Source organism: Hansschlegelia sp., assembly GCF_035538955.1.
Taxonomy (GTDB): Bacteria; Pseudomonadota; Alphaproteobacteria; order Rhizobiales; family Methylopilaceae; genus Methylopila.
On sequence record NZ_DATLJK010000017.1, the window covers coordinates 146,229 to 167,556 of the forward strand.

A 21,328-nucleotide genomic window follows, 5' to 3' on the forward strand; every position below is an offset into this window, starting at 1 on the left:
CACCTTCCGAACCATCGCCGGCCCGCGATGTTCCGTTCCGGCTACAGGCTGCGGGCCGCGAACGTGTTGCACTGTTTCGGATCGCCGGCCTCGAGCCCCGTGCGGAACCACTTCACCCGCTGGGCGGACGAGCCGTGCGTAAAGCTGTCCGGCACGACCTCGCCGCCGGAGCGGCGCTGCAGCGTGTCGTCGCCGATCTGGCTTGCGGCCTTCAGCGCGCCCTCGACGTCGCCCTGCTCGAGCACGTGGTATTTCTTGTCGGCCCAATAGGCCCAAACCCCGGCGAAGCAGTCGGCCTGCAGCTCGATCCGGACCGAGATGGCGTTCGACTCCTCCTGCGAGCCGGCCCGTTCGCGCGCGCTGTTGGCCTTCGCCAGAATGCCGAGTTCGTCCTGCACGTGGTGCCCGATCTCGTGCGCGATCACATAGGCCCGGGCGAAGTCGCCGGGCGCGCGGAACTGGCGCGACAGCTCGTCGAAGAACTCCGTGTCGAGGTAAACCCGCTGGTCGCTCGGGCAGTAGAACGGCCCCATCGCGGATTGGGCGCGGCCGCAGGCCGAACGGGTCATGCCGCTGAACAGGGTGAGGCGGGGCTTGGTGTAGTTCGAGCCCGACTGCTTGAAGAGGTCGGTCCAGACGTCCTCGGTCTGCGCCAGCACCGCGCGCACGAAGTCGCCCTGCTTCTGCTCCTCCGCCGACAGCTCGCGCCGCTGCCCGGGCGCGCTCTGCTCATAGCCGGAGCCGCCGCCCTGCATCCCCTCGATGCCGCTGAGGATAAGCCGCGGATCGACCCCGAGCGCCCAGGAAACGAGCCCGACGACGATCAGGCCGCCAATGCCGATCCCGCCTCCGCCGCCCGGAAAGCGGAAGCCGCCTCCGCCGCCCGAATCACGAACGTCGTCGACGTTGTCACTGCGGCGAAAATCTTCCCAGCGCATCGGCGCTCCCTCGCAACCACCCCGGCCTCACATAGCGCGGCGCGTTCGCGCGAGCAGTCGGTCTTGGACGATCCGTCAACTATCGTCGCGGAGTGCGCCGGCTTATAACCATTCCGATGGGGGGCCGCGCGACCGTGCGTCCCGTCCGGCTGCCGGAGGGACCGATGGACTTCGACCCGAACCTGATCGCCCGGCTGCAGTTCGCCTTCACGGTCTCCTTCCACATCGTGTTCCCGGCGTTCTCGATCGGCATCTCCGCCTATGTGGCGACGCTGCTGCTGATCTGGGCCAAGACCGGCGCGGACCGATTTCATCGCCTGGCGCGCTTCTGGACCAAGATCTTCGCGGTCTCCTTCGCGATGGGCGTCGTCTCCGGAATCGTGCTGAGCTACCAGTTCGGCACCAACTGGAGCCGCTATTCGGAAGTTGTGGGCAACATCGTCGCGCCGCTGATCGGCTACGAGGTGCTGACCGCCTTCTTCCTCGAGGCGACCTTCCTCGGGATCATGCTGTTCGGCTGGGACCGGGTGCCGGTCTGGCTGCACGTGCTGTCGGCCTGCATCGTGGCGACCGGCACGGCGATCTCCGGCTTCTGGATTCTCTCCGCCAACAGCTGGATGCACACGCCGGCCGGCTTCGAGGTTCGGGACGGCGTCGCCTATCCGCTCGACTGGCTGCAGATCATCTTCAATCCGTCCTTCCCCTATCGCTTCGCGCACATGATGACGGCCGCCTATCTGACGACGGCCGTGGTCGTGCTGTCGGTCGGCTGCCGCTATCTGCTCGCCAACAGGTTCGGCGAGGACGCGCGCACCATGGTGCGGATGGCGGTCGGCATGATCGCGATCGTGGCGCCGCTTCAGCTGATCATCGGCGACCAGCACGGCCTCAACACGCTGCACCACCAGCCCGCCAAGGTGGCGGCCATGGAGGGTCACTGGAACGGCAATGAGCCGGTGGCGCTGTCGCTGTTCGCGATCCCGAACCAGAAGGCCGAGCGCAACGACTTCGACATCGCGCTGCCGCGCGTCTCCGGCCTGATCCTGACCCATCAGTGGGACGGCCGCATCAAGGGGCTGCGCGATTTCCCGCCGGACCAGCGGCCGCCGGTGCTGCCGGTGTTCTTCGCGTTCCGCGTCATGGTGGCGATCGGCATGCTGCTGATCGCGACGGGGCTCGCCGGCGCCTGGCTGTGGTGGCGCGGCACGCTGTGGGAGACGCGCTGGTACCTCAAGGCCGCCTCCTATGTCTGGCCGCTTGGCTTCATCGCAATCCTGTCGGGCTGGATCGTTACGGAGGTCGGCCGTCAGCCCTGGGTGGCCTGGGGCATCCTGCGGACCGCCGACGCGATGTCGCCGGTCAGCACCGGAAGCCTGGTGATCTCGCTCACCCTGTTCGTGCTGGTCTATTGCTGCGTGTTCTCGGTCGGCGTGTACTACATCAACCGGCTGATCAATCGCGGGCCTGACCCGGCGATCATCGCTCCGCCCCGCGGGGGCGCAGCCAACAGGCCGCTCTCGGCCGCGCAGGACGCCACCCGCGGCGCCATCGCGGGCGGCCCAGAACCGGCGGCGGGGTGACGGCCATGGAATGGTACCTGCCACTCGCCTGGGGCTGGGTCATCGCGGCGGCGGTCGCGATGTACGTGATCCTCGACGGCTTCGACCTCGGCATCGGGATCCTTTTCCCGTTCGCCAAGGATGAGCACGAGCGCGACCAGATGATGAACACGGTCGCGCCTTTCTGGGACGGCAACGAGACCTGGCTAGTGCTCGGCGGCGGCGGCCTGTGGGTCGCGTTCCCGAAAGCCTACGCGATCGTCATGCCGGCGCTCTACCTGCCGGTGATCGTGATGCTGCTCGCGCTGATCTTCCGCGGCGTCTCGTTCGAGTTCCGCTGGGTGGCGAAGCCGAACAAGAGCGTATGGAACATCACCTTCGCGGGCGGCTCGATCCTCGCCGCTTTCTGCCAGGGGCTGATCCTCGGCGGCCTGATCCAGGGGATCAATGTCCAGACGCAGCCCAACATCGGGCCGCAATTCGCCGGCGGGGCGTTCGACTGGGCGACGCCGTTCAGCCTGCTCTGCGGCGTCGGCGTGGTGCTCGGCTATGCGCTGCTCGGGGCCACCTGGCTCAACATGAAGACCGATGAGGAAGTCGCCCGCCGGTCGCGCCGCCAGGCGCCCCCGCTGCTCGCCGCCGTGCTGGTCGCGATGGGCCTCGTCAGCCTGTGGACGCCGCTCGCGATCGACCGGATCTGGGACCGCTGGTTCTCGCTGCCGAACTTCCTGTTCCTGTGGCCGATCCCGCTGATCGCCCTCGGGGTCGCCTATCTGGTGTGGCGCGGCCTTGAGAACGGGCGCGAGATCGGCCCCTTCTTCGGCTCGATCGTGCTGTTCCTGCTGGGCTTCCTGGGGCTTGCGATCTCCACCTTCCCCTATCTGGTTCCGCCGCACGTGACCTTCTGGGACGCCGCCGCCGCGCCCGCGTCGCAGATCTTCGCCGGCATCGGCGTGGCGATCATGTTCCCGATCATCATCGGCTACACGGTGCTGGTGTACTGGCTGTTCAGAGGCAAGGTGCGGGCCGGCGAGGGCTATCACTAGCCCTCCGCCGGCGGCTGGCCCTCAGAAGGTCACCAGCGTCGTGACGCCGAACACATGGGCGTCTCGAATCTTTTGCGAGCCGGCGCGCTCCGGATTGTCGACCCCGCCGCCGGGACGCATGACGTACTGGTAGGTCGGCCGGACCGTGAGGCCGGGCACGATCTGCGCCTTGTAGGTCGCTTCGAACACCGCCTCGAACTTGCGGGCGGGGCCGCCCGGGTCCGCCGCGCGGTCGGCGTCGGCGAGCCGCGGGGAGAAGTTGGCGTAGGCGAGGGCGAAGCCGAACAGATCGTCCGGCCGGCCGGGGATCATGCCGGACGCCACGATCCCGCCGTCGAGGTAGAAATCAATCGTGTTGCGGTCCTTCGGACCGGCGATCACGCGGGCGAACACGCCGACGCCCTTTTCCGGATCATCCCCGGGAGCGCGGTAGATCTGCTGGTCGAGCACCGCGTAGAAATTGACGTCGCCCGAATGGCGGCGCGGGTCGCCATTGCTGCCGGGCGAGCCCAGCACGAGCCCGTCGGTTCCCCACTTCAGATCGTCGAAATGGCCGAAATGGCCGTAGCCTCCGAGCTTCAGCGAGCCGGGCAGCCAAGCGGCGTCCTCGCCCTGGTTGTAGCGGTAGCGGGCCTCCGCGATGACCAGCGGCGGGTCCTTCAGCCGGAAGTTCAGGCCGTGGCGGTTGGCCTTCTCGGGGTCCTCGGCGTCCGGATTGGCGGCGGCGCCATTGTAGATCGCCGTGACCAGCGTGAGGTTCTCGCTCGCCTCGACGGTCGCCTGCGCGCCGAGGGCTGCGAGCGGATAGGCCGGCCCGCCGAACGGCAGGTTTTCGGAGGGCGGCCCGGCCCAGCCGAAGGTCGCGTCCAGGAAGGCCTCGCCGTAGTCGCTCTTGATGAACTCCTCGTCGGCGGCGAGCTGGCCGACCTTGACGGCGAGGCGGTCGCCGAACTTCTGCTCGTACCAGAGCTCGAACAGGCGAGTGGTGGGGCGCGCGCCGATGTCGTTCACCGACAGCACGTTGCCGATATATTCGTCGGACAGGTCGCGGCCGTGGATCTGCAGCATGTCGGCGTGCAGCCGGCCGCCCTCGATCCCGGCGACCTTCTCGGCGTCGACGTCGACGCCGAGCTTCAGCAGCCCGCTATAGGTCGCGCCGCGGCGCATGCCGCCTGTGAGATTGCCGCGGACGTCCGAGAAGTAGAAGCCGGAGAACCGGATGCCGCGCTCGGCGAGCGCGTCGCGCGCCTCGGCGATGTCCTTGAAGGCCGCCACGCTGTCGAGGATCGAGGGCTCCTGCTCGTCCTCGTCGGCGTCGGCGCGCGCCGCGCCCGCTGCGGCGCAGGCCGCGACCATTCCGAGCGCGAAGGCCATGGCCCCGACGCCGCTTACCCCATTCCGCCGCACGAATCCCCCGAGGTTCTTATGAGCGCGTTCTTAGGGGCAAGCTGCCACGGGCTGGCCGGCGTTCCAACGCTTGCGGCGCATCACCTTTGTGACATTGCGCTCAGGGCAAAAAAAAGGGCCGCCCGAATGGGGCGGCCCAGCTCTTGGTCCGGGAGGGGGAGGGAAAACGGACCAGAGAAAACCTTAGAGCCCGAAGTAGGGCGCATAGCCGACACGCTGGTCGGCGCGCTGCAGCGCAGCAAAGAACGAAGCGACGCGAGCGAGGAAGCCCGAATGCGCGACATCGTTATGCGTGACGGAAACGTAAGCCATTGATCCACACCGTTTGTTGTGGCGCGTGAAGCGCCGCGATCCCTGTGACGCTTATCTGGCATGCCAAAGCCCTGCGCAAAAGCGTGGTTCTGGCATGCCAGTCATGCGTGCGGTGCAGCGCGATCTTCACACGGCGTTTACGTAGCCGGCGTGGAGCGCCCTCAGGCTTACTGGGGCGCGCGACGGATCTCGACGGAGCCGGTCTCCGCCGGCTGCTCGATCACTCGCTCGCTGGGCACAGGGGTCACGGTGGTCTTACGCCGCTGCTCCAGCATGGTGGTGTCCGGCGCAGGGTTCTCACGCGCCTGCGGCGTCGCGCCCGCGACCGGCGCGGAATAGACGCCGATCTGGGTCTCCTGCCGGACGATCGCGTCGGCCTGCGCGGCCGTCGAGAGCGCCAGCGCGCCGGCTGCAAGCAACAGTGCATTCCTCATGATTTTGCCTCCTTGGGTCCGCGGGCGGGCCGCGGCGTCGGGAGGTAAGGCGGCGCGGCCCGGGATCGTTCCGGGGCGGCTTGTGATCCGCCCGCCTCCGCGCCTATCATCTGACCAATCGGCCGATAGGACGCCTCGATGGCCCCGCCGGCGAAACGCCGTTCAACGCCCGGAGACCGCCATGCTCGAACAAGCCTCCGCCGAGACCGAGACGCATCTCGGCGCCTGTCCGCATGACTGCCCCGACACCTGCGCGATGATCTACACGACCGAGGCCGGCCGGCTGGTCTCGGTGAAGGGCAACGCAGAGCATCCGATGACCCGCGGCTCGCTCTGCGTGAAGGTCAAGGATTTCGAGAAGCACCACTACAATCCCGACCGGCTGATGTTCCCGATGAAGCGGGTCGGTCCGAAGGGCGAGGGGAGATTCGAGCGGATCTCGTGGGACGAGGCGCTCGACACGATCTTCGAGCGGTTCGCCGAGGTGGCGCGGACCCATACGCCCGAGGCGATCCTGCCTTACAACTATCTCGGCAATGAGGGGCTGGTGCAGGGCCTCACGGTCGGCGACGCCTTCTTCAACAAGCTCGGCGCGACGGTCGCGGAAAAGACCTTCTGCGGCTCCGGCTCATGCACCGCCTGGCTGCTGACCAACGGCCCGACCAACGGCACCGACCCGCTCAGCTTCACCCAGTCGAAGTATATCGTGATCTGGGGCTGCAACTCGATCAGCACCAATCTGCATCACTGGCACATCGTCAAGGACGCGCAGCGCAACGGCGCCAAGGTGGTGGTGATCGACCCGTACAAGTCGCGCACCGCCAAGGAAGCCGACTGGCACATCATGCCGCGCCCGGGCACTGACGGCGCGCTCGCGATGGCGATGATCAACGTGATCATCAACGGCAACCTCTGCGACATGGACTATGTCGAGAAGTACACCGTCGGCTTCGATCAGCTGAAGGAGCGCGCGGCGCCGTTCACGCCCGAATACGCCGAGACGCTGTGCGGCGTGAAGGCGGAAGACATCCGCATGCTGGCGCATGAATACGCCACCACGCGCAACGCCGCGCTGAGGCCGGGCGTCGCCGTCGAGCGTTCCGCCGGCGGCAGCCAGGCGCTCAGGGCGATCTTCTCGCTGCCGGCGCTGACCGGCTCGTGGAAGGATCCGGGCGGCGGCATCTACCAGATGCCGCTCTGGGAGTTCCCGGTGCATTGGGACCGGGTCTGCCGTCCCGACCTGATCCCCGAGGGCACGCGCACCATCAACGTGCTGAAGCTCGGCGAGGCGCTGACCGGGGAGGCCGGGCTGAACCCGGGCGTCCACGCGCTCATGGTCTACAACTGCAATCCGGTCTCGCAGTCGACCGACACCGACAAGATCGTCCGCGGCCTCGAGCGCGAGGATCTGTTCACGGTGGTGTCCGAGCACTTCCTGACCGACACGGCGCGCTACGCCGACATCCTGCTGCCGGCCACCATGGCGGCCGAGCACGACGACATGATGTTCTCGTGGGGCCACTTCTTCTTCACGCTGAACGAGAAGGCGATCGAGGCGCCGGGCGAATGCGTCTCCAACGCCGAGCTGTTCCGGCGCCTCGCCAAGCGCTTCGGCTTCAAGGAGCCGCAGTTCTCCATGAGCGAGAAGGAGCTCATGGAGTGGTACATCGACTGGTCGAGCCCCAAGATGGCCGGCTGCGACATGGACTATTTCCGCCAGCACGGTTTTTGGCGCCTCGCGGTGGGCGACCCGTCGACCCGCACCCCGCACGCGGAAGGCAACTTCCCGACGCCGTCCGGCAAGGTCGAGTTCTATTCCGAGACCGCCGCGACCACCGGCAACTTCGTCGCGCCGCCGTTCCGGCAGATGTATGAGGCCCGCCAGGGCGGCGAGAAGCTCGATCCGCTGCCCGGCTATGTCGCGCCCTATGAGCGCGCCGAGACGGCGCCGGAGAAGGCGCAGAGATATCCGCTCAACATCGTCTCGCCGAAGAGCCACGCCTTCCTCAACTCGCAATACGCCAATGAGGAGCGCAAGATCGCCGTACAGGGCGAGCAGGCGATCCTGATCAACCCGGCCGACGCGCAGTCGCGTGGGGTGAGCGAGGGCGCTCTGGTGCGGGTGTTCAACGACCGCGGCCAGTTCCACGGCGCCGCGCGCGTGACCGACGACGTGCCCGCGGGCGTGGTGGTCGCCTCGCTCGGCTACTGGCGCACGCTCAACCGGGGCGGGGCGGTGAACATCATCTCGTCCTCCGCCTTTGGCGGCATGGGCCACTCGCCGACCTTCTCGGACAACCTCGTCGAGGTTTGCGCCGTCGATTGAGGCTCTGGCGCGCCGCGCTCGCATCGCGGGGCGGCGCGCACTATCTAGTCGGCATGGAACAGCCGGCAGACCTGGAGCTCTCGGACCGTCAGTTCGAGCGGATCGCGCGCGCGCTCGCCGAGCCGCGGCGCGTGCAGATCCTCAGGGAGCTTGGCGCGTGCGACGCCGCGACGCCCTGCAGCGCCCTGCATGAGGCGCAGGAGATCAGCGCCGCCACGCTCTCCCATCACGTCAAGGAGCTCGAGACCGCCGGGCTCATCGAGATCGTGCGCGAGGGCAAGTTCGCCAATCTGGCGCTCCGTCGCGACGTGCTCGCCGCCTATCTGAAGCGGCTTTCGGAAATCTGAGTTCTCCTTCCGGCGGCGCCTGCTGCGCCGTCTGAAGCCTCGCCACGCTCGGACCCGACCCGCAGGTTCCGTCGCCAGCGAACGGGACGGGTGCTTGGATGCGGAGCGGCATGCCGTCGCGAATCCTGCGCCTCACCACCGCTCCGCCTGTTCCCGAATTCTGCCGAGCCGCCTCTTGCGTCTGTCACTTCGACACTCATCTAATCGTCGAAACGAAACAGCTCCTCAAGGGGAACACGGATGAGCGAACTGACAGGCAAAACGGCGATCGTGACCGGGGCGTCCAAGGGCATCGGCGCCGGCATCGCGAAGGTTCTTGGCGCCGCCGGCGCGGCGGTGGTGGTGAACTACGCCTCCGATAAAGCGGGCGCCGAAAAGGTCGTCGCCGAGATCACCGCGAAAGGCGGTCGCGCAGTTGCGGTCCATGCCGACATGTCGAAAGCCGCCGACGTGAGACGGCTGTTCGACGAGACCGCGAAGGCGTTTGGCGAGCTCGACGTGCTGGTCAACAACGCCGGCGTCTACCAGTTCGCAGCGCTCGAGGAGGTGACGGAGGAACAGTACCGACGCCAGTTCGACGTCAACGTGCTCGGGCCGCTGCTCGCCACCCGCGAAGCGCTCAAGCACTTCGGGCCGAACGGCGGCAGCGTGATCAACGTATCGTCGGTCGCCAGCACGGCGGCCTATCCGACGACGTCGGTCTATTCCGCCACCAAGGCGGCGCTCGACTCCATCACCCGCTCGCTCGCCGCGGAACTCGGCCCCCGCAACATCAGGGTCAACGCCGTGAACCCCGGCGGCACCGAGACCGAAGGTTTCGTGACCGCGGGCGTGAAGGGCAGCGAATTCGAGCAGCAGATGATCGCCTCGACGCCGCTCGGCCGCATCGGCGCGCCGGAGGACATCGCCAAGGTCGTGCTGTTCCTCGCCTCCGACCAGTCGAGCTGGGTGACCGGCGCAGCCATTCTGGCCTCTGGCGGCCAGCGCTGAGCCAGGCGGCCGCGCCTCAAAGCGCGGCCGCCCCTCAGGCCCGCCGCGGCGGCGTCTCCTGGAGCGCGCGGCGGATCGCCTTGAGATCGCGCCAGGCAAACTTCTTCTGCGCCGGGCTGCGCAGCAGATAGGCGGGGTGCAGCGTCGCCATCGCCTTGGCGGGCCGGCCGCCGATGTCGTAGTCGAGCCACTTGCCGCGCAGCTTGAGAATGCCGTCGCGGGCGCGGAACAGGCTCTGCGCCGAGGCGCCGCCGAGCGCGACCAGTATGTCCGGATCGCACAGCTCGATCTGGCGCCGGATGAAGGGCAGGCAGGTCTCGGTCTCCTGCGGGGTCGGCGTGCGGTTGCCGGGCGGGCGCCACGGAATGACGTTGGCGATGTAGACCGAGGAGCGGTCGAGCCCGATCGCCGCCAGCATGCGGTCGAGCAACTGCCCGGAGCGACCCACGAAGGGCAGGCCCGAAAGGTCCTCCTCGCGGCCCGGCGCCTCGCCGACCAGCATCAGCCGCGCGCCGGGCGCGCCATCGGCGAACACGGTGCGGCTGGCGGTCGCCTTGAGCGCGCAGCCCTCGAAGCTTTCGAGAATCTGGCGGAGTTCGTCGAGCGTGGCCGCGGAGGCGGCCGCCTCGCGCGCGGCGGAGATCGACTCGTCAGGCGTCGCGAGCAGCGCGGCGGGCGAGGGCGCAGGCATCGGCTGCGGCGTCGCGGCCGCCGGCCGTTTCGAGCGCGCGGCGTCGGCCGCGAAGCGATCCTGCGGGACTTCCTCGATCGCGACGTCGGCGCCCATTGCGAGCTGCCATTCGAGCAGCGCGCGCAGATCGTCGCGAGAGGGCAGGGGCAGCGTCATGCGGCCATTATAGGCGCCGCGGCCGACGCTGTCCTTCAGACGGAACCGACCGCCCGGCGTTTGGGCGGCTCGCCCGCCCAGTCATACTGCGAAGCCGCCTAAACATTGAGCGAACGCCCATAAAAGATACATGACGCAGCAATAAAACTATGCCGTTGCTTCGCTAGACTCCCTTACGCGCCGGCCGAACACAGCATCTGCGACAAATCGGCTCGTCAGCAAGAATACCATCCGCAGACTATTCGCGCCGTAACTGTCGGATAACCAATATGGGACAGATTCCGCAGCGCAACATCGGAGGTGTGCGATGCAGAATTTAGCGCGGGCGGAGGCCAGCGGGAACCAGTCGCTTTCGACGGTGGTGGGGGATTCGGCGGCCGAGCTGAAGAACACGGCTTCGGCCAACATCACGGCGATCCACAACATTACGCATCGCATGCACCTGCTGGCGCTCAACGCGTTGATCGAGGCGGCGCATGCGGGCGACAAGGGCGCGGGCTTCTCGGTCGTCGCCCAGGAGGTCAAGATCGTCGCGAGCGAGATCCAGCGCCTGGCGCAGGGCCTCGGCGTCGACCTCACCGAGCGCGTCGACTCGCTGCGCGAGGCGGTCACGGCGCTCGCCGGCGCGGCGCGCAGCGAGCGGCTCGTCGACCTCGCGCTCAACGCGGTCGAGATCATCGACCGCAACCTCTATGAGCGGACCTGCGACGTGCGCTGGTGGGCGACCGACAGCGCCGTGGTCGACTGCGCGCGCGAGCCGACGCCGGCCGCCTGCGCCTACGCCAGCCAGCGGCTCGGCGTGATCCTGTCGTCCTACACGGTCTATCTCGACCTCTGGCTCTGCGACCTGAAGGGCCGCGTGATCGCCAACGGCCGGCCGGACCGCTTCAGCGTCGTGGGCGCCGACGTCTCGCAGAAGCGCTGGTTCGCGCTCGGCCGCGGGCTCGCCTCGGGCGACGAGTTCGCGGTCGCGGACATCGAGGCCTGCGACAAGCTCGGCGGGGCCGAGGTCGCGACCTATGTGGCGACGGTGCGCGAGGGCGGGGCCGTCGACGGCCGCGTCACCGGCGTGCTGGCGATCCATTTCGACTGGCAGCCTCAGGCCCGCTCGGTCGTCACCGGCGTGCGGCTCGACCCGGCCGAGGCGCGCCGCTCGCGCGTGCTGCTGGTCGACGCGGCCGACCGGGTGATCGCCGCCTCCGACGGCCGCGGCGCGCTGACCGAGCGCTTCCCGCTCAAGACCGAAGGCCGCGAGAGCGGCAGCTATCTCGACGCCGCGGGCCATCTGATCGCGTTCCACCGCACGCCCGGCTACGAGACCTATCGCGGCCTCGGCTGGTACGGCGTGATCGAGCAGACGCCCGAATAGGCCTCGCCGCGGCCGCGCGCCGCGCTAGCCTCCTGCTCCCTTGCGGCCGCACAGGCCGCGCAAGGCCAGGAGATGAGCCATGGCGAACCAGCCGGCTAAGACCGACCACGCCCCCGCGGACGCCTTCAACGCGACGCGCCCGGAAGACCCGACGCCGCGCACGCCCGAGCAGCGCGCCGGCGTCAACAAGGAGGAGCTCAAGAAGGAGCTCGAGCGCCAGCGCGAGCGGCTGACGCGCGAAAACCCGAAATAACTTGCTCGCCTTCTCCGCCTAAGGACGCGCTTTCTCGGACGAATGTCGCCCTAGTTTCGCAGCGCAGCAGATGCGAACGGTTCCAGGCGACGAGCGTGAGGAGACGCGGGACATGGCGGACGAGAGCATGGCGGAACTGCCCGAGCGCGAGGCCATGGACTACGACGTGGTCGTGGTCGGCGCCGGGCCCGCAGGCCTCGCCGTCGCGATCCGCCTCAAGCAGCTCGACGAGAACATTTCCGTCGTCGTGCTCGAAAAGGGTTCTGAGGTCGGCGCCCACATCCTGTCCGGCGCGGTGGTCGACCCGGTCGGCCTCGACGCGCTGCTGCCCGGCTGGCGCGACGAGCCCGAGAGCTTCGCCCGCACCGAGGTGACGGACGACCGCTTCCTCTACCTCACTGAAGCCAAGGCGCTGCGTCTGCCGAATTTCGGCATGCCCAAAATCCTGTCGAACCACGGCAATTTCATCGTCTCGCTGGGCGATGTCTGCCGCTGGCTGGGCGCCAAGGCCGAGGCGCTCGGCGTCGAGATCTATCCGGGCTTTGCGGCCAATGAGGTTCTGTTCGGCGAAGACGGCGCGGTGGTCGGCGTCGCGACCGGCGACATGGGGGTGAACCGCGACGGAACGCCCGGCCCGAACTTCACCCGCGGCATGGAGCTGCGCGGCAAGTACACGATCTTCGCCGAGGGCGCGCGCGGCCAGCTTTCCAAGGCGCTGATCGAGAAATTCGCGCTGCATGAGGGGCGCGAGCCCCAGAAGTATGGCCTCGGCCTCAAGGAGCTGTGGCGCGTCGCGCCCGAGAAGCACAAGCCCGGCCTGGTGCAGCATTCCTTCGGCTGGCCGCTCGACGACAAGACCGGCGGCGGCTCGTTCCTCTACCATTACGGCGAGGATCTGGTGGCGATCGGCTTCGTGGTTCATCTGAACTACGAAAACCCGTACCTCTCGCCCTTCGAGGAGTTCCAGCGCTTCAAGCAGCACCCCTCGGTGCGCCCGACGCTGGAGGGCGGCAAGCGGCTCTCCTATGGCGCGCGCGCCATCACCGAGGGCGGCTTCCAGTCGGTCCCGAAGCTCGCCTTCCCCGGCGGCGCGCTGGTCGGCTGCGCGGCGGGCTTCGTGAACGTCCCGCGGATCAAGGGCAGCCACAATGCGGTGCTGACCGGCAAGCTCGCCGCCGAGCACATTTTTGAGGCCCTCAAGTCCGACCGCGCCCATGACGAGCTGTCGTCCTACGAGGACGCCTGGCGCAACAGCCCGGTCGGCGCCGATCTGCGCCCGGTGCGCAACGTCAAGCCGCTCTGGTCGAAATACGGCACCCGCCTCGGCGTGATGCTGGGCGGCGCGGCGATGTGGGCCGAACAGTTCGGCCTAAAACTGTTCGGCACGCTGCCGCACGGCAAGCCGGACTACGCCGCCACCAAGCCCGCCAGCGAGTGCCAGCGCATCGCCTATCCGAAGCCGGACGGCGAGATCTCCTTCGACCGGCTGTCCTCGGTCTTCCTGTCCAACACCAATCACGAGGAGCACCAGCCCGTGCACCTCCGGGTGAAGGATTTGTCGCTGCAGAAGTCATCCGAGCACGACGTCTACGCCGGCCTGTCGCAGCGCTACTGCCCAGCGGGCGTCTATGAGTGGCTGGAGGAGGGGCCTGAGCCCAAGTACCAGATCAACGCCCAGAACTGCGTCCACTGCAAGACCTGCGACATCAAGGACCCGAATCAGAATATCGTCTGGGTCGCTCCGGAAGGCGGGGGAGGCCCGAACTATTCGGGGATGTGACGGGAACTGTGTCGCAATCTGTACCCCACGAGCGCTAAAGCCTTCCGTTGGGTATCCGATAAGGGATCGGAAAAATTCTCGGGTAACAATGTAAACCCGAAATTCTTGGCCGAACCTTCTCTTTGCAGAAGTCGTGGGACGAGCGCCTCCAGATAGTCCGGCCGAGCGCAGCCATACCAATCTTCGTCAATAGCACGATGTATCCCGCTGGCGGCGCAATCAGCCAGCTGGAGCCCGGGTGTGGTCTTGGGGCGCGCACTAACGACCGCCATCGGGTCAACTACGCTCCACGTAATTTGTTGCTTGTTGTTGAAATAGCTGCGGTCGTGTCTTTCGACGCGCAACTTCTCTAGATATGCCCGGGACTGAGCGTAATTGAATCCCCTCTTCTGAGCGAAAATCACATTGATCGTCCGAACTTCACCGTATGCAGCCTGGGTCACGCGATTGCACTCAGCGCTTGCTCTTTCGAGAAGATATCTGAATATATGATTATAGAACCAGCTATTTCTCTGGGGTCGTATTCGGCCCTTGCCGTCGATCTCATTCAACTTTCGCTCGATCCGCCGATTGCGATACCGTCTCATATTCCTCTTGTTGGAGACGACAGCAATAATGCCGCATTTGAATGCACCTAATCCAGACAGAAGTTTTAGCTGGATTTCTTGCTCAAGATCCCTGAAATGGATTTCTGTCGAAGACGATAGCGCAACTTCAGCCTTCATTTTGTTAAGGTGGTCTGAAAGCTCTGGAAGTCTATTGGACCTTACTAATAAGCCGCACATAACGAAGTACTCCGGAGCCCCGTCCGGATCAATCGGCCTCACCCTGTCGATGCCTTCATCGCCTGCCTCGTCGATGAAGAGCGAAAAACCAATCGAAATGCGACACCCGGTCTAGCGCAAGGCAAGTTCACCTAGTCCCAGATGCTAGGCGTAGTTTGTCCGCACATTCAAGCAAGACTTCGCCCCAAGTAAGCTGAAGGAGCCGTGTACGCCCGCGAAGACGGGCATGACGGCTCAAGATCAGGTGCGACCGAGCCCCTCGTCATGCCCGGCCGCAGGCCGGGTATCCACGACTTGAGCGTAAGGCGGCGCGGTTGGAAGGAAGTCGTGGATGCCCGCGAAGGCGGGCATGACGGGGAAGCGTCGGCTCACGTCACGCCGAGATGTCCGGCCACATGTCGTGCCAAGCGGGATTAGCCTCGTGGATCAGCCGAACCTTACGGGTCCGGGTCCAGTGCTTGATCTCCTTCTCGCGCGCGATTGCGGCGACGATGTCCTGGTGGGTCTCGAACCACACGAGCGTCTTCAGGCCATAGCGCTTGGTGAAGCCTTCGATCAGCCCGGAGCGGTGCTGCGCCACGCGGCGCACGAGGTCGGAGGTGACGCCGACATAGAGCACGCCGTTCGGCTGGTTCGTCATGAGGTAGACGAAGGAGAAGCGCATGGCCCGATGGTCAGGCGGCTTCGAATGGGACGCAAGCGCCTCCCGCTGTGCCCGCGCCTTTGCGCGGGTATCCACGACTTGATCATGAGGCGCTGCGGAGGAAAGGAAGTCGTGGATGCCCGAAGACGGGCATGACGGCAGAGGATCGTGGCGCGACGGCGTCCTCGTCATGCCCGCGCCTTCGCGCGGGTATCCACGACTTGGTCGTGAGGCGGCGCTGGAGGTAAGTCGTGGATGCCCGCGAAGGCGGGCATGACGGTCGAGAGTTGGCGACGGATATAGGCTTTTATTCCTTGACATCTCCCCTCCCACGTGCTTTCCTCCAAAAGTCCTTCCCCGACAGGAAGGCGTGTCCGGACCGGCCGGCCATGCGGGGGAGGAGCGGCGCCTGCGCCTGCGAGCACCGGAGCTCGCGGTCCCGGGACGTCGGCTGCGGGCCTTGGCGGGAAGCTTCGGCTGACCTTCGAGGATCATAGGCCGCCCGCCCCGCACTAGGACGGGGCCGCGCCGTCGAGCGCCTTAAGGCGCGGGATGGGTTTTGGACCAAGGCGCTTCCTCGGAGGCGGCAAGGTCCAGGATCCGCAAAGGGACCGGCCCCCAAGGGGGCTACGGGCCGCCCGCGACCGGAGCGCGGCTTCCGCATCCGATGAACAAGCCGCCGCGCGTGGAGCGCCGGGCGACCGGCCAAAATACGCGTAAAACCAACGGTGGCCCGGCGCTCCGCGCCTTCCGCTGTCGCTGTTTGAACCGGATGAGGATTTTGCGCCGTGCGACCCGGCGGATGCCGCGCGTCCGCCGTCGTGCGCCCGAACCTCCGCCGTCATGCCCGCGCCTTCGCGCGGGTATCCACGACTTGGGGCCAAACCGGCGCAGCTGAAGGCAAGTCGTGGACGCCCGCGAAGGCGGGCATGACGAGAGTGAGGAAGGCGGAGGGTGTTCTGCGCACGGCGCCGGTTCTGGGTCCCGGCTCAAGGCCCGGACGCGAGGGGAGCTTCATGGGCCGGAGCCTGCGGCCCGGGGGGGGGGTGCAGCAGGGAGGCTCAGCCGCTTCCCGCGCGGGCCATCATGCGGCCGACATAGACGACGGCGGCGCAGCCGGCGGGGAAAATCACCTCGTTGATCGCGGTCGCGGCGATCTCGGCGGCGGGGGCGGTCCCGGCGGCGAGCCGGATCCAGAGCGCGACGCCGGCGAACACGATTCCGAGGCCGAGCCCGGTTCCGGCGAAGCGGGCGAAGCGGGTTTCGCCGCTCTGCGCGAGGCGGGCGAGCAAAAAGCCCAGAAGGCCGTATTCCAGCGCCTTCAGCCCGGCGAGCGTCACGAGCGACACGGCCGCCTGCTTTCCGATGACCCCGATCGCCGCCGACATCATCTGGTTCGCGGCCCTGGAGGCCGCGACCGCGAGCGGCGCGAACAGGGCGGCGATGAGCCCCGAGACCGTGGGCGCGGCGCGCAGCACGGAAACGCCGATCCCGGTCGCCAGGCACACCACCACCGACCAGGCGACGCCGGAGGCGAGGTCGAGCGGCAGCAGCGGCCGGGCCACGTAGCCGCCAAGGAGGAGTTTCGCGGCCACGATCAGGATCTGGATCCCGAAAGCGAGCGCGACGCCAAGCGCCGCGATGGCGGCGATGCGGTGCAGGACTGCTTTGGGATCTTCGGCCGGGGCGGAGGCGGGCGTCATGTGGCCGATCATACGCGGCCAGCGGTTGCGCGCCACGGCCGGCATTGCCGCGGAGCCGGCGCCGCCGTACATCCAAAAAAGGCTTTCGGGTGGGAAGCCGCGCAGGGGATTCGTGCCGATGAAGCCGACCGCAGCCTTCACCGTCCTCGTCCTCGTCGGCTCGGCCGGCGCCGCGGAGGCCGCCTCGCCGCCAAAGCGCGCGCCGGGGCTGTGGGAGACCACCACGATCACCAATGCGGGCAGGAGCGGCGCGCGTGAATGCATCGACGCCGCGACCGACCGGCTGGTCCGGCAGGCGATGACCGGCCAGACCTGCCGCAACGACGATTTTCGCGAGACGCCCGAAGGCTATGTGGCCGGCGCGATCTGCAAGTCCGGCGGCATGACGGTCGACAACAAGATCGTCGTCACCGGCGATTTCGAGACCTGGGCGCGCGCCGAGGCGACCAGCACGCTGACCGGTCTCGAGGGCGGCGGCGAACGCCGGTTCTCAACCGCGATCGAGGCCCGTCGGCTCGGCGAGTGCGAGCCGGGCCAGACGCCGGGCGACGTCGTTCTGCCGAACGGGACCACGATCCATGTCGGCCCGGCGAACTGACCGTCAGGCGTTGCGGTTGGCGGGGTCGCGGGCTTCCTGGTCGTAGACCCGGTCGGTCGCACGCTCCGAAATGCCTTTTTCCTGCGGCGTCATGCGGCGGTTGCGGATCATCGCATAGGCGATCACGATTCCCAGGATGACGACGCCGACCACGGTCATCAGGCCCCAAAGGTCTCCGGCTCCGTTGGCCATGCGATATCCTCCAGACTGCGGCCGCCCGCGGCGGCCCTCGTCCTAGAAGGCGCCGGAAGCGCGACTGGTTCCGTGACGCCCCCGTGAGCGGCGTCGCGACGCCGCGGTCAAAGGCGCTATATGCGCGCCGGACATCACCAAGGAGGAACACCGGGTATGAATTTCGCGCTCGCAAGCTTCGCCGCCGCCGCAGGCCTTCTGGCCATGGCGGTCGCTCCGGCCGCCGCCCAGCAGACCACCACCACCGCCTCGGGGCTGAAGATCCAGGAGACCCAGGTCGGCTCCGGCGCGGCCGCCAAGGCCGGCAATGCGGTGACGGTGCACTACACCGGCTGGCTCGACGAAGGCGGCCAGAAGGGCAAGAAGTTCGACTCCTCGGTCGATCGCGGCCAGCCCTTCACGTTCCGGCTCGGCGTCGGCAACGTCATTCCCGGCTGGGACGAGGGCGTCGCCGGCATGAAGGTCGGCGGCAAGCGCACGCTGATCATCCCGCCGGAGCTCGGCTATGGCGCGCAGGGCGCCGGCGGCGTGATCCCGCCGAACGCCACGCTGATCTTCGACGTCGAGCTGCTCGACGCCAAATAGGCGTCAGTCCTCCGACAAGGCGGCGGCGCACAGCACGTCGATCACGGTGACGGCGGCCACCACGGCGACCGCCGCCATCGCGGCATTGCGCTTCGGATTGCGCCGGGAGAGCGCCGGGCCGAGCGCCCAGAAGTCCATCATGTCGCCGGCGACCCGCGCCCACACGGCCAGCGAGCGGCCAAGCCGGCTGCGGGTCCCGAAAATGCCGGCGCCGGCCGCAACCTCGCGCATGCCGAGACCCCGCAGCAGGGTCCGGCTGCGCGGCAGGCCGATCGAACGGGCGAGCGCGCCGGGCCGGGCGAGCTCCACCGCGCCGAGGGCGAGCGACAGCCAGCCAAGCGCGGTAGAGACGCGTTCGGCTTCGCGGCGGGTCGGGACGAGAGAAGCTGGCAGATGCATCTGGGGAGGGCTCCTGGGTCGGGGGTCGCCCTTGGTTTGGCGCGCGGCGCCGGCGCGTCCAGCCCCGCCCTCCCGCGGCGCGCCAGCCGCCCTATACCTCCGCTCCCCGCCCGGTTTCGGAGACCTCATGTCCGCGCACGGATCGCCAACCGTCATCTACGCCGCGCTCGCCGGCAATCTCGCGATCGCCGTCACGAAGTTCGCGGCGGCGCTCTGGACCGGGTCCAGCGCGATGCTGTCGGAAGGCGTCCATTCGCTGGTCGACACGGTGAACCAGGGCCTGCTGCTGCTCGGCCTCAAACGCGCCGCGCGACCCGCCGACGCCCGCCATCCGTTCGGCCATGGCATCGAGATCTATTTCTGGGCCTTCGTGGTGGCGATGCTGATCTTCGCGCTCGGCGGCGCAGTCTCGATCTATGAGGGGGTCCACAAGCTCACCGATCCGGAGCCTATGACGGACGCCTGGATGGCGTTCGCGACGCTCGCCGTCAGCATCGTGATCGAGGCGCTGTCGTTCCGCGTCGCCTATCGCGAGCTCCGGTCGTCCTATCCGGACATCTCGGCCTGGAAGGCGATCCGCCGCAGCAAGGACCCGAGCGTGTTCGCGGTGCTGTGCGAGGACGCGGCGGCGCTCGCCGGGCTCGGCATCGCGCTCGTTTGCGTCGCGCTCGCCTATGCGTTCGACGCGCCGGCTTTCGACGCTGCGGGCTCGATCGGCATCGGAATCGTGCTCGTGCTGGTCGCGATCTTTCTCTCGCGCGAGACGCTGAGCCTGATCACCGGAGAGGCGGCGTCGCCGGAGACGCGCGAGGAGGTCCGTCGCATCCTGCTGGATGATCCGAGGGTCGCCGCGGCCCCCGAACTGCTGACGATGCATCTCGGGCCGCGCGAGATCCTGCTCGCCGCTTCGATCGACATCAGGGACGAACTCGGCGCCGCCGAGGTCGAGCAGACCGCGCGCGACCTGGGCGCCAGGATCGAGGCCGCGCATCCCGAAATCACGCGGGTCTTCCTGAGGCCGATCCCGCGTGACGGGGTTGCGCTTACGCCAGGCTGATCACTGGACGCTTTGCGGCGCAGATCTCTCCAGATTTTCGGCAGTCTGGTTGTTGAGCGACTGGAGCAGGGCCCGCATGAAAGGCCGCGTCTCAAGCGCGACGTCCAGCACGCCGCCGGTGTTCACCGTCGTCTGCGACTTCGGAACCGAGAGGGCGGTCTCCCAGCCCTGGGTGTCGACCAGCGGATAGATCGTGTAGCCGAGCATCGGCACCCCCTCGGTCATCGCCTGCGCGCATTCCAGCAGCAACTGCGCGTGCCAGCGTGCGCCGTAGGCGTAGAACGGGGTCCCGGTCTCGCCGATCATCATCGGCAGTCCGTAGTGATTGTAGTAGTCGATGATCAGCGGGTAGAGGCCGCGGCGGGCGCCGTCCTGCATCTGCGCCGCATAGAGTTGCGGCTCCGGATTGAGCCACCGCCCTTGAGGATCGGCGTCCTCGTTGTGGGCGTAGTAATCCGCCGCGAACACGGTGTCGGTCTTCATTGTGACGCCGAAGTCGCGAGCGAGCGCGAGGTGCAGGTCGCGCAAGCCTTGCAGCAGCTCCACCAGCCGCAGCCGACTTGCCTCGCGTTCCTGCGGATTGTGGGTGGACAGCACATAGGCGCTGACGAGCCAGTCGAGCGAGGTCTTCAGCGCCGCCGGCGTTCGGCGGATGCGGCGGTCGAGCGTCGTGACCGACGCGTCCGACAGCGCCTCTAGATCGGCGCTCATCAGCCAGCCCTGGCCGAGGATGAGGTCGCTCGGCATGAAGCGCACGAAACGGTTGAAGTCCGGCCGCCCTGGTTTGTAGACGGCGGCCTCGGTGTGCATGAACAGCACTCGCCGGCCGGACCCCTGGAGTTCGGCTGCGATCGCGCTGCGCGCCTTGACCGCGGCGCGCGCCAGCGCAAAGGCGCGCTCGACATAGAAGTGGGCGTGCCGCGGATCTCCCCAACCCGGGAAGCCGCCATTCCACATCTCGCTGTTGAAGCCGACGGTGGTCTCCGGCTCGTTGATCAGCGTCACCGCCTTGATGCTCGCGCCGTAGCGCGCGAACGCGGCCGCGGCGAAGCGGGCGAAATAGTCGGGCCATTCGGGATTGAGGTAGTAGCTCTCGGAGGGAATGGTCCGGCCTGCCGCGTCCGTCACCCGAAAGCGGTCCTCGATGCCGAAATGATGGATGTCGAGGCTGAGGTTCAGCCCGGCCTTCGCGAGGTCCGAGACGAAGGCGTCGTGGTCCGCCCAGCTTGATGGATCGTCGAGGTCGATCTCGTGGTTGGACAGTCCGATGCGGATGTTGGCGAGCCCAAGACTCTGCGCCTCGGAAATGAGCTTTGCGCGCCGGTCGGGGTCGAACAGGCCCTGGTCGCGGAGCGAGTTCCAACGGTAGCCCTCGTCCCGGGTGAGCGGGTTGGCAGTTTCGATGCCGCTCCACAGCAGGCTGTTCGGGGCGTTGCCGCCGATCGTCGTCGCGTAAAGCGCGACGGTGGCGTCGACGCGGGCCTGCTCGCTCGGCGTCAGCACGCGGCGGATCCGGGGGGCGATCTCGAACGGAACAGGCGCGCTGAAATTCTCGGCGTCGCCATGCGACGCCGGGTGGATCTCCAGCTGTTTCTGAGCCGCCCAATCGGCGAGCCAGGATTGCTGCGCAGCCGCGGGCGCGGCCCAGGAGCTGGCCAGAAGCCAGCTTGCGGCGACGCATGAGATGAATGTCCGTCCGCGCGCCAATGGCCCCCCTTCGCGCTTGCGAAATGATTCGTACGCAGACGCGAAGACTTA

Annotated in this window: 22 protein-coding genes; 11 read left to right on the top strand and 11 right to left on the bottom strand. The window is 67.6% G+C overall.

Annotated features, from left to right (window positions below):
* Positions 1-41 precede the first annotated feature (41 nt).
* Complete coding sequence (gene ypfJ, locus VM780_RS16710) at positions 42-938, bottom strand: KPN_02809 family neutral zinc metallopeptidase (RefSeq protein ID WP_325449394.1); 897 nt, start codon at positions 936-938, stop codon at positions 42-44.
* A 164-nt stretch (positions 939-1,102) separates the two neighbouring features.
* Here ypfJ and VM780_RS16715 point away from each other — a divergent pair, with 164 nt between their 5' ends.
* Together VM780_RS16715 and cydB are read left to right on the top strand one after the other, a co-directional pair.
* Complete coding sequence (locus tag VM780_RS16715; protein WP_325449396.1) at positions 1,103-2,518, top strand: cytochrome ubiquinol oxidase subunit I; 1,416 nt, start codon at positions 1,103-1,105, stop codon at positions 2,516-2,518.
* A 5-nt stretch (positions 2,519-2,523) separates the two neighbouring features.
* Positions 2,524-3,543 (top strand): cytochrome d ubiquinol oxidase subunit II, encoded by a 1,020-nt coding sequence (cydB, locus tag VM780_RS16720; RefSeq protein WP_325449398.1) that lies wholly within the window; start codon positions 2,524-2,526, stop codon positions 3,541-3,543.
* Between the two features lie 21 nt (positions 3,544-3,564).
* Here the strand turns inward: cydB and VM780_RS16725 are convergent, their stop codons facing one another.
* The 3 genes from VM780_RS16725 to VM780_RS16735 all read right to left on the bottom strand — a co-directional run bounded on the left by VM780_RS16725 (position 3,565) and on the right by VM780_RS16735 (position 5,696).
* Positions 3,565-4,917 (bottom strand): carbohydrate porin, encoded by a 1,353-nt coding sequence (locus tag VM780_RS16725; protein ID WP_325449400.1) that lies wholly within the window; start codon positions 4,915-4,917, stop codon positions 3,565-3,567.
* A 216-nt stretch (positions 4,918-5,133) separates the two neighbouring features.
* Positions 5,134-5,262, bottom strand: a complete 129-nt coding sequence (locus VM780_RS16730; RefSeq protein WP_325449402.1) for a hypothetical protein — start codon at positions 5,260-5,262, stop codon at positions 5,134-5,136.
* A 167-nt stretch (positions 5,263-5,429) separates the two neighbouring features.
* On the bottom strand, positions 5,430-5,696 hold the full coding sequence (locus VM780_RS16735; protein ID WP_325449404.1) for a hypothetical protein: 267 nt from the start codon (positions 5,694-5,696) through the stop codon (positions 5,430-5,432).
* A gap of 181 nt (positions 5,697-5,877) precedes the next feature.
* Between VM780_RS16735 and VM780_RS16740 the strand changes: the two genes are divergently transcribed.
* From VM780_RS16740 to VM780_RS16750, 3 genes are all read left to right on the top strand, one after another.
* The gene (locus VM780_RS16740) at positions 5,878-8,022 is read left to right on the top strand and encodes a molybdopterin oxidoreductase family protein (RefSeq protein WP_325449406.1); all 2,145 of its coding nucleotides are present in this window, start codon (positions 5,878-5,880) and stop codon (positions 8,020-8,022) included.
* Between the two features lie 53 nt (positions 8,023-8,075).
* A complete protein-coding gene (locus VM780_RS16745) occupies positions 8,076-8,369 on the top strand; it encodes a helix-turn-helix domain-containing protein (RefSeq protein WP_325449407.1) in 294 nt (97 codons plus the stop codon).
* Positions 8,370-8,609: 240 nt separating this feature from the next.
* The gene (locus tag VM780_RS16750) at positions 8,610-9,359 is read left to right on the top strand and encodes a glucose 1-dehydrogenase (RefSeq protein ID WP_325449408.1); all 750 of its coding nucleotides are present in this window, start codon (positions 8,610-8,612) and stop codon (positions 9,357-9,359) included.
* Between the two features lie 34 nt (positions 9,360-9,393).
* On the opposite strand, the gene VM780_RS16755 is transcribed toward VM780_RS16750, so the two are convergent.
* A complete protein-coding gene (locus VM780_RS16755; RefSeq protein ID WP_325449409.1) occupies positions 9,394-10,206 on the bottom strand; it encodes a uracil-DNA glycosylase in 813 nt (270 codons plus the stop codon).
* A 307-nt stretch (positions 10,207-10,513) separates the two neighbouring features.
* Between VM780_RS16755 and VM780_RS16760 the strand changes: the two genes are divergently transcribed.
* The 3 genes from VM780_RS16760 (at position 10,514) to VM780_RS16770 (ending at position 13,608) form a co-directional block, all read left to right on the top strand.
* On the top strand, positions 10,514-11,575 hold the full coding sequence (locus VM780_RS16760; protein WP_325449410.1) for a methyl-accepting chemotaxis protein: 1,062 nt from the start codon (positions 10,514-10,516) through the stop codon (positions 11,573-11,575).
* A gap of 79 nt (positions 11,576-11,654) precedes the next feature.
* Positions 11,655-11,828 (top strand): hypothetical protein, encoded by a 174-nt coding sequence (locus tag VM780_RS16765; protein ID WP_325449411.1) that lies wholly within the window; start codon positions 11,655-11,657, stop codon positions 11,826-11,828.
* Between the two features lie 112 nt (positions 11,829-11,940).
* Positions 11,941-13,608, top strand: coding sequence for an electron transfer flavoprotein-ubiquinone oxidoreductase (locus VM780_RS16770; RefSeq protein ID WP_325449714.1), 1,668 nt, complete (start codon positions 11,941-11,943; stop codon positions 13,606-13,608).
* On the opposite strand, the gene VM780_RS16775 is transcribed toward VM780_RS16770, so the two are convergent.
* The 3 genes from VM780_RS16775 to VM780_RS16785 form a co-directional block, all read right to left on the bottom strand.
* Positions 13,593-14,492, bottom strand: a complete 900-nt coding sequence (locus tag VM780_RS16775; RefSeq protein WP_325449716.1) for a DUF3800 domain-containing protein — start codon at positions 14,490-14,492, stop codon at positions 13,593-13,595. The genes VM780_RS16770 and VM780_RS16775 overlap by 16 nt on opposite strands.
* 274 nt (positions 14,493-14,766) lie before the next feature.
* Positions 14,767-15,132 carry a GIY-YIG nuclease family protein gene (locus VM780_RS16780; RefSeq protein ID WP_414652841.1) on the bottom strand — a complete coding sequence of 122 codons (366 nt, stop codon included), beginning with the start codon at positions 15,130-15,132 and terminating at the stop codon, positions 14,767-14,769.
* 965 nt (positions 15,133-16,097) lie between these two features.
* Positions 16,098-16,880 carry a hypothetical protein gene (locus VM780_RS16785; RefSeq protein ID WP_325449413.1) on the bottom strand — a complete coding sequence of 261 codons (783 nt, stop codon included), beginning with the start codon at positions 16,878-16,880 and terminating at the stop codon, positions 16,098-16,100.
* Between VM780_RS16785 and VM780_RS16790 the strand changes: the two genes are divergently transcribed.
* Positions 16,858-17,337, top strand: coding sequence for a DUF3617 domain-containing protein (locus tag VM780_RS16790; protein WP_325449415.1), 480 nt, complete (start codon positions 16,858-16,860; stop codon positions 17,335-17,337). The genes VM780_RS16785 and VM780_RS16790 overlap by 23 nt on opposite strands.
* A gap of 3 nt (positions 17,338-17,340) precedes the next feature.
* Here the strand turns inward: VM780_RS16790 and VM780_RS16795 are convergent, their stop codons facing one another.
* Positions 17,341-17,529, bottom strand: coding sequence for a hypothetical protein (locus tag VM780_RS16795; RefSeq protein ID WP_325449417.1), 189 nt, complete (start codon positions 17,527-17,529; stop codon positions 17,341-17,343).
* Positions 17,530-17,733: 204 nt separating this feature from the next.
* On the opposite strand from VM780_RS16795, the gene VM780_RS16800 reads away from it, so the two are divergent.
* Positions 17,734-18,114 (top strand): FKBP-type peptidyl-prolyl cis-trans isomerase, encoded by a 381-nt coding sequence (locus VM780_RS16800; RefSeq protein ID WP_325449720.1) that lies wholly within the window; start codon positions 17,734-17,736, stop codon positions 18,112-18,114.
* A gap of 3 nt (positions 18,115-18,117) precedes the next feature.
* Here the strand turns inward: VM780_RS16800 and VM780_RS16805 are convergent, their stop codons facing one another.
* Positions 18,118-18,513 (bottom strand): hypothetical protein, encoded by a 396-nt coding sequence (locus VM780_RS16805; RefSeq protein ID WP_325449419.1) that lies wholly within the window; start codon positions 18,511-18,513, stop codon positions 18,118-18,120.
* 127 nt (positions 18,514-18,640) lie between these two features.
* Here VM780_RS16805 and VM780_RS16810 point away from each other — a divergent pair, with 127 nt between their 5' ends.
* Positions 18,641-19,570 (top strand): cation diffusion facilitator family transporter, encoded by a 930-nt coding sequence (locus VM780_RS16810; RefSeq protein WP_325449421.1) that lies wholly within the window; start codon positions 18,641-18,643, stop codon positions 19,568-19,570.
* Here the strand turns inward: VM780_RS16810 and VM780_RS16815 are convergent, their stop codons facing one another.
* Positions 19,571-21,277 carry a hypothetical protein gene (locus VM780_RS16815; protein WP_325449422.1) on the bottom strand — a complete coding sequence of 569 codons (1,707 nt, stop codon included), beginning with the start codon at positions 21,275-21,277 and terminating at the stop codon, positions 19,571-19,573.
* Positions 21,278-21,328: the final 51 nt, after the last annotated feature.

What these genes read in the sequence shown, in the direction of transcription:
- ypfJ (WP_325449394.1), bottom strand. Translation starts at nt 938, where the DNA reads ATGCGCTGGGAAGATTTTCGCCGCAGTGACAACGTCGACGACGTTCGT.
- VM780_RS16715 (WP_325449396.1), top strand. Translation starts at nt 1,103, where the DNA reads ATGGACTTCGACCCGAACCTGATCGCCCGGCTGCAGTTCGCCTTCACG.
- cydB (WP_325449398.1), top strand. Translation starts at nt 2,524, where the DNA reads ATGGAATGGTACCTGCCACTCGCCTGGGGCTGGGTCATCGCGGCGGCG.
- VM780_RS16725 (WP_325449400.1), bottom strand. Translation starts at nt 4,917, where the DNA reads ATGGCCTTCGCGCTCGGAATGGTCGCGGCCTGCGCCGCAGCGGGCGCG.
- VM780_RS16730 (WP_325449402.1), bottom strand. Translation starts at nt 5,262, where the DNA reads ATGGCTTACGTTTCCGTCACGCATAACGATGTCGCGCATTCGGGCTTC.
- VM780_RS16735 (WP_325449404.1), bottom strand. Translation starts at nt 5,696, where the DNA reads ATGAGGAATGCACTGTTGCTTGCAGCCGGCGCGCTGGCGCTCTCGACG.
- VM780_RS16740 (WP_325449406.1), top strand. Translation starts at nt 5,878, where the DNA reads ATGCTCGAACAAGCCTCCGCCGAGACCGAGACGCATCTCGGCGCCTGT.
- VM780_RS16745 (WP_325449407.1), top strand. Translation starts at nt 8,076, where the DNA reads ATGGAACAGCCGGCAGACCTGGAGCTCTCGGACCGTCAGTTCGAGCGG.
- VM780_RS16750 (WP_325449408.1), top strand. Translation starts at nt 8,610, where the DNA reads ATGAGCGAACTGACAGGCAAAACGGCGATCGTGACCGGGGCGTCCAAG.
- VM780_RS16755 (WP_325449409.1), bottom strand. Translation starts at nt 10,206, where the DNA reads ATGACGCTGCCCCTGCCCTCTCGCGACGATCTGCGCGCGCTGCTCGAA.
- VM780_RS16760 (WP_325449410.1), top strand. Translation starts at nt 10,514, where the DNA reads ATGCAGAATTTAGCGCGGGCGGAGGCCAGCGGGAACCAGTCGCTTTCG.
- VM780_RS16765 (WP_325449411.1), top strand. Translation starts at nt 11,655, where the DNA reads ATGGCGAACCAGCCGGCTAAGACCGACCACGCCCCCGCGGACGCCTTC.
- VM780_RS16770 (WP_325449714.1), top strand. Translation starts at nt 11,941, where the DNA reads ATGGCGGACGAGAGCATGGCGGAACTGCCCGAGCGCGAGGCCATGGAC.
- VM780_RS16790 (WP_325449415.1), top strand. Translation starts at nt 16,858, where the DNA reads ATGAAGCCGACCGCAGCCTTCACCGTCCTCGTCCTCGTCGGCTCGGCC.
- VM780_RS16795 (WP_325449417.1), bottom strand. Translation starts at nt 17,529, where the DNA reads ATGGCCAACGGAGCCGGAGACCTTTGGGGCCTGATGACCGTGGTCGGC.
- VM780_RS16800 (WP_325449720.1), top strand. Translation starts at nt 17,734, where the DNA reads ATGGCGGTCGCTCCGGCCGCCGCCCAGCAGACCACCACCACCGCCTCG.
- VM780_RS16805 (WP_325449419.1), bottom strand. Translation starts at nt 18,513, where the DNA reads ATGCATCTGCCAGCTTCTCTCGTCCCGACCCGCCGCGAAGCCGAACGC.
- VM780_RS16810 (WP_325449421.1), top strand. Translation starts at nt 18,641, where the DNA reads ATGTCCGCGCACGGATCGCCAACCGTCATCTACGCCGCGCTCGCCGGC.